The sequence below is a fragment of the Pseudarthrobacter sp. YAF2 genome (genome assembly GCF_052113345.1).
In the GTDB taxonomy this organism is placed as follows: domain Bacteria; phylum Actinomycetota; class Actinomycetes; order Actinomycetales; family Micrococcaceae; genus Arthrobacter.
The window spans coordinates 184,870-197,539 of sequence record NZ_JBFRDA010000014.1; the positions used below are offsets into that span (position 1 = coordinate 184,870).

Sequence of the window (12,670 nt, forward strand, 5' to 3'; positions counted from 1 at the left end):
GGGGTCAAGGTGGGCATGCGGGTCATGCCAACGGAATCCACTCTAGGGGCGCCGCGGCTGCCGGCGCGGGTAGGCTGGTCCGGTGAAGATCGAGGGCAGCGGAAACGCGGAAGGCAGCCGCCGCAGCGGGGCGGACCGGGAATGGGCGGACAACGCCATTCGCACCATCAGGGCAGAAAACAACCGATCGGCAGACACCCATCTCTACGCGGTGCCTTTGCCGGAGCAATGGGGCATCCAGCTCTACCTCAAGGACGAGTCGACCCACCGTTCCGGCAGCCTCAAGCACCGGCTGGCGCGGTCCCTGTTCCTGTTCGGACTGGTCAACGGCTGGATCCGGGAGGACACCACCATCGTGGAGGCCTCCAGCGGCAGCACGGCGGTATCGGAGGCATATTTCGCCCGGCTGCTGGGGCTCCCGTTCATCGCGGTGATGGCACGCACCACGAGCCCTGAAAAGATCGCCCTGATCGAACAGTTCGGCGGCGCCTGCCTGCTGGTGGAAAACGCGTCGGACGTCTACGCGGCGGCAGAAGAAGTTGCTGCCACCTGTAACGGCCACTACATGGACCAGTTCACGTATGCGGAGCGGGCAACCGACTGGCGCGGCAACAACAACATCGCCGAGTCGATCTTCGGCCAGCTCAGCATGGAACAGCACCCGGTGCCGGACTGGGTGGTGGTGGGCGCGGGTACGGGCGGAACCAGCGCCACGATCGGCCGCTACCTGCGCTACCACAGCCATCCCACCCGGCTGCTGGTGGTGGACCCGGAAAACTCGGCGTTCTACCCCGGCTGGCTGGGGGAAACGGCAGGACAGCCCACCGGCCTGCCGTCACGGATCGAGGGCATCGGCCGGGCCCGGATGGAGCCAAGCTTCGTCCCCTCGGTCATCGACCGGATGGTCCAGGTGCCCGATGCCGCTTCCGTAGCCGCCATGCGCCACCTGAACTCCTATGCCGGCCTGCATGCCGGCCCATCCACCGGCACCAACCTTTGGGGTGTCTGGCAAACAGTCGCCCGGATGCTGTCCGACGGCCGGCAGGGCAGCGTTGTGTCCTTGATGTGCGACGGCGGCGAACGCTACGCGGGCAATTACTACAACCCGGACTGGCTTGCGTCGCAGGGGTTGGATCCGGCGCCGTACGAGGCCGTGGTCTCGAGGTTCCTCGACACGGGCGAGTGGACCGCGGACTAAATCTCCACGGACTCGCGGGCAGCCAGATGCCGGTACTCGGTGCCGTACTTCGCGCCGATCCGCTTCACGTGGCCTTCGACGATGCCCAGCCCGATCTCATTAAGCAGGCCGTCGTGGATCTGGAACGCGTGCGGCGCCCGGACTCCGATGACGAAATCCACCACCTCAGCTGACTTGCTCCACGGTGCGTGCAGCGGGACCAGCAGTGTCCTCACGTTGATGCCGTCCGGGATGATGAAGGAATCTCCGGGGTGGTAGACGTTGTGGTCCACCAGGTATCCAATGTTCGCCACCATGGGGATCTGGGGGTGGATCAGGGCGTGCTGTCCGCCGAAGCTGCGGATCTCGAAGCCGGCCGCCTGGAACGAGGACCCGGGTTCAACGGTGTGGATCCGGTCGGCGGCGCCGGTGGCTTCCCCGCGCAACCGGGTGGCCACGGACCCGGGCGCGTACAGTGCCAGGTCCTTGTTGCCGGTGAGGGCATCCACCACGGCTTTGGTGTCCAGGTGGTCCTGGTGCTCATGGGTCACCAGGACGGCGTGGGCCCCGGCAAGGGCCTCGGCTGATTCTGAGAAGGCGCCGGGGTCCAGGACCAGGACCCCGGATTCCTTCTCGAGCCGGACACAGGAGTGGGTGTACTTGGTCAGCTTCATGGCGCCAGCCTAGGGCGCGTTCCGGAACCGTGTCCACGAGCCGCCGGCTGGTAATCTTGATGTTTGCCCCCCACGGAAGCGAGTTTGTCCATGCCGATCGGCGTCAAGGCTGATTCCGCCGCCCCGTCCCCGGCAGGAGGCGGCAAGGAACAGCGGGTCACCAAGCAGCGCAAGGCCGTCAGCGCGGCCCTCGACGACCTTGATGACTTCGTCAGCACTCAGGAGCTCTACCGGATCCTGCACAGCCAAGGCGTCTCCGTATCCCTCGCCACCGCCTACCGGATCCTCCAGTCCCTCGCGGACGAGGGCCTGGTCGATGTACTGCGCAATGGCGACGGCGAGGCCGTGTACCGGCGTTGCAACGTAACCGCGCACCACCATCACCTGCTCTGCCGGAACTGCGGCAAGGCCGTGGAGGTGGAGGCGCCTGCGGTAGAGACCTGGGCAGCGCGGACTGCGGCCGAACACGGCTTCACGGCGGTTGACCACACCGTGGAAATTTTCGGGCTGTGCCCGGACTGCACCGCCCTTAAGGCCGCCGGGCAGCTGTAAGGACCCTGCCGTTGATTCCGCGCGAGGCCAGCACCGAACCGATGACGCGGCACACGACGTAGATCAGGAATGACAACGTGGTGACGTAGGGACTGATCGGGATCCGACCACCCAGGGCCAGCAGGATTCCGCCCACCGTTGCGGTCACGGCGAAGACGACGCTCAGGACCACCACCAGCACCGGTGATGACGTGACCCGCAGTGCAGCGGCGGCAGGGGTGATCAGCAGCGCAAGGACCAGGAGGGCCCCCACCACCTGGATGGACAGTGCCACGCTGACCCCCAGCAGGATCATGAACACGATGGCCAGGGTGCGCACCGGAACTCCCCGCGCCTCGGCGAGCTCCGGGTCGATGCTGGCGAAGTTCAGGGGCCGCCAAATGGCCACCAGTGCGAGCATGACCACCAGCGCGGCTCCGGCCAGCGCCTGGAGCTGGACGGTGTCCACCGAGACGATTTGGCCGGTGAGCAGCCCGAACTTGTTCGCTGCACGGCCTTGGTACAGGGACAGGAACAGGATTCCCAGTCCCAGCCCGAACGGCATGATCACCCCGATGATGGAGTTCTTGTCCCGGGCGCGGACCCCCATCAGGCCCAGCAGCAGGGCTGCCGCCACGGATCCGATCAGCGAGCCGAAGACCACGTCCGCGCCGATGAGCAGGGCAAAGGCCGCGCCTGCGAAGGAGAGTTCGGAAATGCCATGGACTGCAAAGGCAAGATCGCGCTTCATGACGAAGGTGCCCACCAGGCCGCCGAGGAGTCCGAGGACTGCACCGGCCCAGATCGAATTCTGGACCAGGACGAGCAGCTCGCCGTAGTTGTCGAAGTTGAAGATGGCCCCCAGGATGCTGTTGGCGTCCATCACGCCACCTCCCCGGCCAGGGCGTCCGCATCGGCATGGTGGTGGTGGGTGGTGGCGTCCGGCAGGCCGACGACGACGATCCTGCCGTTGGCGTGGATCACCTCCACATGGCTGCCGTACAGGTCCGAGAGCACCTCCGTGGTCATGACTTCTTCCGGCGTCCCCACGCGAAAACGTCCGCCGGCCAGGTACAGCACCCGGTCAACGTAGTCGATGATCGGGTTGATCTCATGGGTGACGAAGACGACGGCGCTGTTCTTCTCGTGGCTTTGTTTGTTGATCAGCGCGCTGACCGCCTGCTGATGATGCAGGTCAAGGGAAAGCAGCGGCTCGTCGCACAGCAGCACCTGGGGATCCGTCGCGAGTGCCTGCGCCACCCGGAGCCGTTGCTGCTCGCCACCGGAGAGCTGGCCCACCGGCACCTTGGCGTAGTCGGAGGCTCCCACCAGTTCAAGGAGCTGGTCCACGCGCCGGTTGGTCTTCCCGGCGGAGAGCCGAACACCCCAGCGGTGGCCGTCCACGCCCAGGCCCACCAGGTCGCGGGCGCGCATGGGTGTATCCACGGGAAAGGATTTTTGCTGCGGAATGTAGCCGATCAGGCTGCTGCCGCGTTCCACGGGGCGGCCGCCCAGCGTGGCGTGCCCGGCGTGCAGCTTTTGCAGGCCGAGGAGGACTTTCAGGAAGCTGGTCTTGCCGCTGCCGTTCGGGCCCAGCACGGCGAAGAACTCACCCGGCCGGATCTCCAGGTCAAGGTCGGACCAGAGCGTCCGCTGGCCGAACGCAAGCCCGGCGCCCTTGAGGCTGACAACGGAATTCACCGGTTGGCCTCCACGACTTTGCTGATGTTGTTCACGTTGTCCGTCATCCACTGCAGGTAGGTCTTGCCTTCGGGCAGGGTCTCGTTGAAATCCACCACCGGAACGCCAGCGGCCTCGGCTGCCTTCTTGAGCGCCTCGGTCTGCGGCCCTTCGGTCTGGGCGTTGTAAGCCAGCAGGCGCACGCTCTTGGACGCCACCAGGTCAGTGGCTTCCTTCAGGACGGCAGGCGGAACATCGCTTCCCTCTTCGATCGCAGCAGTGTATTGCTCCGGCGTGGCGTTCTCCAAGCCCGCGTCCTTCAGCAGGTAGAGCGGAACCGGCTCGGTGACGGCCACCTCGCCGCCTGCCGCGGCAGCTTTCACGGAGTCCAGCCGGCTGTGCAAGGCGGACAACGCCGATTTGAACGAGTCCGCGTTGGAGGTGAAGGTGGCGGCGGAGGCTGGATCAAGCGTGCCGAGTTTTCCGGCGATGCTGTCTGCCATCCGCTCCATGGCAGGCAGGCTGTACCAGACGTGTTCGTTGAAGTCGCCGTGATCGTGGGTATCTGTGGCGGCAGGACCGGACGCCGCGGCCTGGGCCGTGGCGTCTTCCGGGTGGGCCAGGCCGGAGACCTCGACGGCGGTGAGGACAGCGGAGCTGTCCAGCTTGCTCCCCTCCACCAGGGTGTGGAGGAAGTCGTCATAGCCGCCGCCGTTCTCGATGACCAGTTGGGCTTTTGAGACGGCGAGCCGGTCCTGCGCGGTTGCCTCATAGGAGTGCGGGTCCTGGGCCGTGTTGCTGATGATGGCCGTGACCTTCACCTTGTCGCCGCCGATCGTCCTGGCGATGTCCCCGTAGACGTTCGTTGACGCTACGACGTTGATGCCCGCCGCCGGGTCCGGCGTCTGCGAGGGCTGCGTGCTGCAGGCACTGAGCATGACGCCAAGCCCGGCGAGGGCGGCAACGAAGGAGCTGGCAGCGGCTTTACGGCGCACGGGAGAAACCTCAGTTCACAGGAGGGGAAGTCTACAATCCCACCCTATACCTAAATGCGAATGATTCCTATTTAGCCTTTCGGGCTTCCGTTGGGTTGGCCCAGCCGGCGGATCCCGGTGGCCTGCGTGGCGTCCCGGATTTCACCAACGAGCTGTTCGATCACATCCTCAAGGAACAGGACACCCCGCGTCCTGCCGTCCGGGCCGATCACCCTGGCAAGGTGGGATCCCGTGCGCTGCATGACGGACATGGCCGTTTCAATCTCATCGCCCAGGGCAAGGTTGGCCAGCGACCGGACACGGCCTTCGGGGATCGGCAGCTCATAGCCGGACTCCGGAATGGACAACACGTCCTTCACGTGGAGGTAGCCGTACAGCATGTCCTCGTCATCCAGCATGGGGAACCGGGAGAACCCCGTCCGGCTGACCGCCTTCTCAAACTCCACGGGGGTGGTGGTTGCGCCGAGCATGACCAGGTGCTCCAGCGGCACCATGATGTCCTCGGCGGTGTGCTCGGAAAACTCGAGCGCACCGTTGATGAGCCCGGCGTCGTCGTCCACCAGGCCGTGGCGGGTAGACTCCTGGACGATCGATTGGACTTCCTCAAGGGTGAATGAGGACGTTACCTCGTCCTTGGGCTCGATCCGCATGAGCTTGAGGATGTGGTTGGCGGACCAGTTCAGTGCTGAAATCACCGGGTGCACCAGCCGCGCAACGAAGAGCAGCGGCGGCGCCAGGATCAGCGCGGCTTTGTCCGCCACGGAGACGGAAATGTTTTTCGGCACCATCTCGCCGAACGTGACATGCAGGAAAGTCACCAGCAGCAGCGCCACCGCGAAGGCCGCAACGCCCGCCGCCTCAGCCGGCAGGCCAACCGTCTCGAGGGGAACAGCCAGCAGATGGTGGATGGCGGGTTCGGCCACCAGCAGGATCAGCAGTGAGCAAACCGTAATGCCCAGCTGCGCGCACGCCAGCATCAGTGAGACATTCTCCATGGCCCGCAGGGTGGTCTGCGCCCGCTTGGACCCGGCATCGGCCAGCGGTTCTATCTGGCTGCGGCGGGCGGACATGATGGCGAACTCCGCAGCCACGAAGAAGGCGTTGCCCAGCAGGAGCAGGCCCAGCCACAGGATTCCGGCCCAGTCGTTCATGGCTTGCTCCTGTCACTGGCATCCGGCGTTCCGGGCTCCTTCGCGGGCCGGAAGCAGATGCGGTCGATCCTGCGGCCGTCCATCCTGGTCACGCTGAGTGTTCCGCCACCGACGGGAACGGTGTCCCCCACCGCCGCGATCCTGCCCAGCTTGCTCATCACATAGCCGCCCACCGTCTCGTAGGCAGCTTCGTCCGGAACGCTCAGCCCCGGAATCTGTTCGGACAACTCATCCGGACGCAGGAGGCCCGGGAAGTACCAGTCGCCGGAGGCGCTTTGCAGGAGCCCGGGGCGGACCTTGTCATGCTCGTCCGCCACTTCCCCGACAATCTCCTCCACGAGGTCCTCCAGCGTGGCGATACCGGCGGTTCCGCCGTATTCGTCCAGCACGACTGCCAGCTGGAGGTTTCCCTCCCGCAGCTCGGCCAGCAGGGCATCGAGGTGGATGGTCTCAGGCACCCGCAGGACATCGGTCATGATCGCGCCCGCTTCGAGGTTCTGCCGGCGTTCCCACGGAACCGCGACTGCCTTCTTAACGTGTACCAGCCCGCGGATGTCATCGGCCGAATCACCGATCACGGGGAACCGGGAGTATCCGGTCCGGCGCGCGGCATCCACGACGTCGGACACCGGCTGGTCGGCGTCGATCGTCTCCACCCGGATGCGTGGCGTCATCACATCCGCAGCCGTCCGGGTGGAAAAGTCCAGGGTGCGGGCAATGAAGTTGGCGGTTCCGGCGTCGAGCGTTCCCATCGCCGCGGAACGGCGGACCAGGGAGGCAAGCTCTGCCGGTGTCCGCGCGCCGGAAATCTCCTCTTTGGCTTCCAGCCCGAACACGTGCAGGATCCGGTTGGAGAATCCGTTGAGGACCAGGATGGCCGGCTTGAAGATGGTGGTGAAGACCAGCTGCGGGCCGGCCAGTGCGCGGCCCACCGGAAACGCCAGGGCGATCGCCATGTTCTTGGGCACCAGCTCACCCAGGAGCATGGAGAGCAGGGTGGCCAGGACCATGGCCAGGACGAGCGAGGCCGATTCGACCACCACGGGGGGCAGTCCGACGGCGGCCAGCGGGCCCGTGAGGATATGGCCTACAGAGGGTTCCATGACGTAGCCGGTCAGGAGGGTCGTCAAGGTGATGCCCAGCTGGCAGCTTGAGAGCTGGGTGGACAGTGACTTCAGGCAGGTGAGCAGCGGTACCGCGCCGGCGTCGCCGTCGTCAATGGCGCGTTGAACGGTGGGCTGGTCCAGCGCGATGAGGGAGAACTCGACGGCCACGAAGAAGCCCGTGCCCGCGATCAGCAGCAAACCTGCTGCGAGGAGGAGCCACTCCATTCAGCATCCCGCCCAATGCGCGGGAAAAGCAGTCAACGGTGGAGTGGGGAAGATATATCGTCCCGGCGGAGGATGATCGGCCGAAACCGACGCCTGGTCCGTGCGGGTTGCGGCAAGCTGGGCCGTCTTCTGGTGATGGGCGCGTTGTCGGGGTTTGCCGGCTCTGGGGGCGGACTGCGCAGCGCTTCTCTTCGAGCTCCGCTGACAGCGCCCAGGCCGGCACCTAGATTTACTGTCCATAAGAATTTCAGTCTACAGGAGCGGCCCCGGTCAACGACGTGGCGCCAGGCAGTCCCCCGGGCACCGAATCGCGGCTGCCAGCAGTTCTCCCCGGTGTTTCGGCGGCTCTCCTGCGCCATCGGCGGACCTCTCGTTTGGCCCGTCGAATGTCACGTCATGATTTGGGTCACCCTTATTGGCAGTTAACACACGATGCTCACTAGACTTGCAAAGGTCTGGGTTCAGAGGACGCAGAGACTGGTTCGATCGCAGTGCTGAAGCACCGGGGGGCCGGAGAGAAATCAAACTCATGGAAGAGGCGTATTTCAAGTGCCAGAGCAGCCAAGCCACCGTCTACCAGAGGAATTTGGCGGAAACGAGTGGCTCGTTGACGAACTGTACGAGCAGTACCAGCAGGACAAGAACGCCGTGGATGCCAAGTGGTGGCCGCTGTTTGAATCCTTCGACTCGGGCAACGGTTCTTCTTCCAATGGAAATACCGCACACGCAGCACACCCCGCCACCCGGGAACTCCCGGTCGTGAAGGCGGCTCCCGCCGCGCCGGCACCGTCGCCGGCAGCAGCCCCCGCCGCTCCCCCTGCTGCTGCCGCGCCCGCGGCAGCCCCGGCACCGGTCAAGAAGGCCCCTGCCACCGAGGCCCGCGACGGCGGCACGAAGACCGGCGCAGGCACCGGCGCCCAGCCCATCCCGGCCCAGCTGCCCAAGAACGTCAAGGCCCCCACGGCTCCCGAAGAGGACGTCGTCTCAATCCTTCGCGGTCCCGCCAAGGCCATCGCCACCAACATGGTGACCAGCCTGGAAGTGCCCACCGCAACCAGCGTGCGCGCCATCCCCGCCAAGCTGCTGATCGACAACCGCGTAGTCATCAACTCCAACCTTGCACGCGCCCGTGGCGGCAAGGTTTCCTTCACACACCTGATCGGCTACGCCGTCATCCGCGCGCTCTCCCAGTTCCCGTCCATGAACGTGTACTACGACGAAGTGGACGGCAAGCCCGTCGCCGTCCAGCCCGCGCACGTCAACTTCGGCATCGCCATCGACATGCCCAAGCCGGACGGCACCCGCCTGCTGATGGTCCCGAACATCAAGAAGGCCGAAACCCTCAACTTCGCCGAGTTCTGGCACACCTACGAGGACCTCATCAAGCGCGCCCGCAACGGCAAGCTGACGGCAGAGGACCACCAGGGCACCACGGTCTCCCTCACCAACCCGGGCGGCATTGGTACCGTCCACTCCGTACCCCGCCTTTCCAAGGGCCAGGCCGCCATCATCGGCGTCGGCGCCCTCGACTACCCGGCCGAGTTCCAGGGCGCCAGCGAAAAGATCATCGCGCAGAACGCCATCAGCAAGGTCCTCACCCTGACCTCCACCTACGATCACCGCGTGATCCAGGGCGCCGGCAGCGGCGAGTTCCTCAAGCTGGTCCACCAGCTCCTGCTCGGGGCGCAGAACTTCTACGACGAAATCTTCGAAGCCCTGCGCATCCCGTACGAGCCCGTGCGTTGGAGCCCCGATCTCCAGGTGGACCCCGCCGACGAGATCAACAAGGTGGCCCGGATCCAGCAGCTGATCCATTCGTACCGCGTCCGCGGACACCTGATGGCGGACACCGATCCGCTCGAATACGTCCAGCGCAAGCACCCCGACCTCGACGTCCTCACCTACGGGTTGACCCTGTGGGACCTGGACCGCGAATGGCCCACCGGCGGTTTCGGCGGCAAGTCGATGCTGAAGTTCCGCGACATCCTCGGTGTCCTGCGCGACGCCTATTGCCGCACCACCGGCATCGAGTACATGCACATCCAGGAGCCGGCCGAGCGCAAGTGGTTCCAGGACCAGCTCGAACACCCCTACTCCAAGCCCAGCCGCGAAGAACAGATCCGGATCGTTTCCAAGCTGAACGCCGCAGAGGCCTTCGAGACGTTCCTCCAGACCAAGTTCGTCGGCCAGAAGCGCTTCTCCCTCGAGGGCGGCGAATCGCTGATCCCGCTGCTGGACGCCATCATGTCGGACGCAGCCGACGACGGCCTGGACGAAGTTGCCATCGGCATGGCCCACCGTGGCCGCCTCAACGTCCTGACGAACATCGCCGGCAAGACCTACGCCCAGGTGTTCCGCGAATTTGAAGGCACCCAGGATCCGCGCTCCGTCCAGGGCTCGGGCGATGTCAAGTACCACCTTGGCACCGAGGGCACCTTCACGTCGGACAACGGCAAGGAAACCAAGGTCTACCTCGCCGCCAACCCCTCGCACCTGGAAGCCGTCGACTCCGTCCTTGAGGGAATCGTCCGCGCCAAGCAGGACCGGCTGGACCAGGGCGAATCGTTCCCCGTATTGCCCATCATGGTCCACGGCGACGCCGCCTTCGCCGGCCAGGGCGTCGTGGCCGAAACGCTCAACCTGTCCCAGCTCCGGGGCTACCGCACCGGTGGCACCATCCACGTGGTGGTCAACAACCAGGTGGGCTTCACCACGGCTCCGTCATCCTCGCGCTCGTCCACGTACTCCACCGACGTCGCCAAGATGATCCAGGCGCCGGTCTTCCACGTGAACGGCGACGACCCCGAGGCAGTGGTCCGCATCGGCCAGCTCGCCTACGAATTCCGGCAGCGCTTCCACAAGGACGTTGTCATCGACATGGTGTGCTACCGCCGCCGCGGCCACAACGAGGGCGATGACCCCTCGATGACCCAGCCGCTGATGTACAACCTGATCGAAGCCAAGCGCTCCGTTCGCAAGCTGTACACCGAGTCGTTGATCGGCCGCGGGGACATCACCGAGGAAGAAGCCGAGCAGTTGCTCCGCGACTACCAGGAACGGCTGGAACGGGTCTTCGCCGAGACCCACGCCGCGCAGACCTCACCGATCCCGATCGTGACCGCAGACTCCGCTGCTGTGTCCGATATCGAGCGCCCCATGGCCCAGCAGTCTGACTCCAACGTCAGCGCACCGGTCTCCACCGCCATCAGCGCCGAGACCCTGGCCCGGATCGGCAAGGCCCACGTCGAAGTTCCCGAGGGCTTTACCGTCCACGCCAAGCTCAAGCAGTTGCTGGAGAAGCGCGAGCAGATGTCCCGCGAAGGCGGCATCGACTGGGGCTTCGGCGAGATCGCGGCCTTCGGCTCCCTGATCATGGAAGGCGTCCCCGTCCGCCTCGCCGGCCAGGATTCGCGCCGGGGCACGTTCGTCCAGCGCCACGCCGTCTTCCACGACCGTGCCAACGGCAAGGAATGGCTGCCGCTGGGCAACCTCTCCGATGACCAGGCCAAGCTGTGGATCTACGACTCCCTGTTGTCCGAATACGCCGCCATGGGCTTCGAATACGGCTACTCAGTGGAACGGCCGGACGCCTTGGTCCTCTGGGAAGCCCAGTTCGGTGACTTCGTCAACGGTGCGCAGACCATCATCGACGAGTTCATCTCCTCGGCCGAGCAGAAATGGGGCCAGCGCTCCTCGCTGGTCCTGATGCTCCCGCACGGCTACGAAGGCCAGGGCCCGGACCACTCTTCGGCGAGGATCGAGCGCTTCCTCCAGCTGTGCGCCGAGGACAACATGGTCGTGGCGAACCCCACCACGGCGGCGTCGCACTTCCACTTGCTGCGCCGCCAGGCATACAGCCGTCCGCGCAAGCCGCTGATCATCTTCACGCCCAAGCAGCTGCTGCGCCTGAAGGCTGCCGCTTCGTCCGTGGAGGACTTCACCACCGGCGCCTTCCGCCCGGTCATCGGTGAGCATGAGCAACTGCCCGCCACCGCCGTCGAACGCGTCATCCTCGTCTCCGGCCGCCTCTACTACGATCTCCTGTCCACCCGCCAGAAGACCGGCGACAAGACCACCGCGATCGTCCGCGTGGAGCAGCTCTACCCGCTGCCGCATGCCGAGATCGCCGCGGAACTTGCCAAGTACCCCAACGCCGAGGTCGTGTGGGCCCAGGACGAGCCCGCCAACCAGGGTCCGTGGCCGTTTATCGGCCTGAACCTGCCGGAGGCCCTGGACCGCCGGGTGCGCCTGGTGTCCCGGCCGGCATCCGCCTCCACGGCTGCAGGTTCCATGAAGCGGCACGCCGCAGAACAGGATCTGCTCCTGAAGCAGGCATTTGCACGGAAGTAATCCGTAAGGCTGCCCGGCCGGACGTCGAAATACCAGACTCCGGCCGGGCAGTTCTGTTTAATGGTTGGACAGCGCCGCCCCGTACCTCCGCAGCCGCGGCGGCCACGGAGGCTGCGGCCGGTTCGGAAGTGAAGAGGAACGCGTGGAAGACAGGAAGCTGCGGATTGCAGCTGTAGGAGACGAACTGCTGGCCGGACTGGGCGACCCCCGGGCGCTGGGCTGGCTTGGCCGCGTCCTGGCCCGCACTCCCCAGGACGGCATGCTGCTGGAAAGCTATGCCCTCCCCTGTCCGCAGGAAGGTACCGAGGGGCTTGCAGCCAGGTGGCTGGACGAAGCCGGACGGCGTTTCAGCGACCAGGCCGAGAACAGGCTGGTCATCGGGCTGTCCGGGCGTGACATCGAATTCGGCCTTTCAACCGCACGGAGCAGGCTGAACCTGGCCAATATCCTGGATTCGGCGTCGCAGAACCGTATCGAGGTCTTCGTCGTCGGACCGCCGCCCACGCTCGATCCGGCCCACAACCGAAGGCTGGACGAGCTGAACACCGCCTTCGCCGACGTGACCACCCGGCGCAAGCACCTTTACGTCGATACCTTCTCGCCCCTGCTGAACCATGAACAGTGGCGCCAGGACCTCGCCGCAAACGGGGGCACGCCGGGCCAGGCCGGGTATGGCCTCATGGCGTGGCTGGTGCTGCACCGGGGCTGGTTCCAGTGGCTTCGAATGGACGCGCCGCAGTAGGCCTTCACCGGGTGCCTTGACCGGTCCAGGCCGGCGGGG

10 protein-coding genes are annotated in these 12,670 nt (G+C 65.7%); 4 read left to right on the top strand and 6 right to left on the bottom strand.

The genetic code is table 11. The annotated features are described in order from the left end of the window. The first annotated feature begins 82 nt into the window (after positions 1-82). Complete coding sequence (locus tag AB4Y79_RS15650) at positions 83-1,198, top strand: PLP-dependent cysteine synthase family protein (protein WP_441863582.1); 1,116 nt, start codon at positions 83-85, stop codon at positions 1,196-1,198. Here AB4Y79_RS15650 and AB4Y79_RS15655 read toward each other — a convergent pair. After that, positions 1,195-1,851, bottom strand: coding sequence for an MBL fold metallo-hydrolase (locus AB4Y79_RS15655; protein ID WP_441863584.1), 657 nt, complete (start codon positions 1,849-1,851; stop codon positions 1,195-1,197). The genes AB4Y79_RS15650 and AB4Y79_RS15655 overlap by 4 nt on opposite strands. A 90-nt stretch (positions 1,852-1,941) precedes the next feature. Here AB4Y79_RS15655 and AB4Y79_RS15660 point away from each other — a divergent pair, with 90 nt between their 5' ends. After that, positions 1,942-2,403 carry a Fur family transcriptional regulator gene (locus AB4Y79_RS15660; protein WP_441863694.1) on the top strand — a complete coding sequence of 154 codons (462 nt, stop codon included), beginning with the start codon at positions 1,942-1,944 and terminating at the stop codon, positions 2,401-2,403. Here AB4Y79_RS15660 and AB4Y79_RS15665 read toward each other — a convergent pair. The 5 genes from AB4Y79_RS15665 to AB4Y79_RS15685 form a co-directional block, all read right to left on the bottom strand. Next, positions 2,381-3,265, bottom strand: coding sequence for a metal ABC transporter permease (locus AB4Y79_RS15665; RefSeq protein ID WP_441863587.1), 885 nt, complete (start codon positions 3,263-3,265; stop codon positions 2,381-2,383). The two genes, AB4Y79_RS15660 and AB4Y79_RS15665, sit on opposite strands and share 23 nt — an antisense overlap. After that, complete coding sequence (locus AB4Y79_RS15670; RefSeq protein WP_441863590.1) at positions 3,265-4,083, bottom strand: metal ABC transporter ATP-binding protein; 819 nt, start codon at positions 4,081-4,083, stop codon at positions 3,265-3,267. The genes AB4Y79_RS15665 and AB4Y79_RS15670 overlap by 1 nt, the downstream gene beginning before the upstream one ends. Then, on the bottom strand, positions 4,080-5,057 hold the full coding sequence (locus AB4Y79_RS15675) for a metal ABC transporter solute-binding protein, Zn/Mn family (protein WP_441863593.1): 978 nt from the start codon (positions 5,055-5,057) through the stop codon (positions 4,080-4,082). Before AB4Y79_RS15675 ends, AB4Y79_RS15670 begins: the two co-directional genes overlap by 4 nt. Positions 5,058-5,128: 71 nt before the next feature. Beyond that, positions 5,129-6,208, bottom strand: a complete 1,080-nt coding sequence (locus AB4Y79_RS15680) for a hemolysin family protein (RefSeq protein WP_441863595.1) — start codon at positions 6,206-6,208, stop codon at positions 5,129-5,131. Further along, entirely contained in the window at positions 6,205-7,539 is a 1,335-nt protein-coding gene (locus AB4Y79_RS15685; RefSeq protein WP_441863598.1) for a hemolysin family protein, read from the bottom strand. Before AB4Y79_RS15685 ends, AB4Y79_RS15680 begins: the two co-directional genes overlap by 4 nt. A gap of 549 nt (positions 7,540-8,088) precedes the next feature. Here AB4Y79_RS15685 and AB4Y79_RS15690 point away from each other — a divergent pair. Continuing rightward, complete coding sequence (locus AB4Y79_RS15690) at positions 8,089-11,889, top strand: multifunctional oxoglutarate decarboxylase/oxoglutarate dehydrogenase thiamine pyrophosphate-binding subunit/dihydrolipoyllysine-residue succinyltransferase subunit (protein ID WP_441863601.1); 3,801 nt, start codon at positions 8,089-8,091, stop codon at positions 11,887-11,889. Positions 11,890-12,031: 142 nt separating this feature from the next. After that, entirely contained in the window at positions 12,032-12,631 is a 600-nt protein-coding gene (locus AB4Y79_RS15695) for a GDSL-type esterase/lipase family protein (RefSeq protein ID WP_308930545.1), read from the top strand. Positions 12,632-12,670: the final 39 nt, after the last annotated feature.

Coding starts and splice junctions, on each gene's coding strand:
- AB4Y79_RS15655 (WP_441863584.1), bottom strand. CDS start 1,851: ATGAAGCTGACCAAGTACACCCACTCCTGTGTCCGGCTCGAGAAGGAA.
- AB4Y79_RS15660 (WP_441863694.1), top strand. CDS start 1,942: ATGCCGATCGGCGTCAAGGCTGATTCCGCCGCCCCGTCCCCGGCAGGA.
- AB4Y79_RS15665 (WP_441863587.1), bottom strand. CDS start 3,265: ATGGACGCCAACAGCATCCTGGGGGCCATCTTCAACTTCGACAACTAC.
- AB4Y79_RS15680 (WP_441863595.1), bottom strand. CDS start 6,208: ATGAACGACTGGGCCGGAATCCTGTGGCTGGGCCTGCTCCTGCTGGGC.
- AB4Y79_RS15685 (WP_441863598.1), bottom strand. CDS start 7,539: ATGGAGTGGCTCCTCCTCGCAGCAGGTTTGCTGCTGATCGCGGGCACG.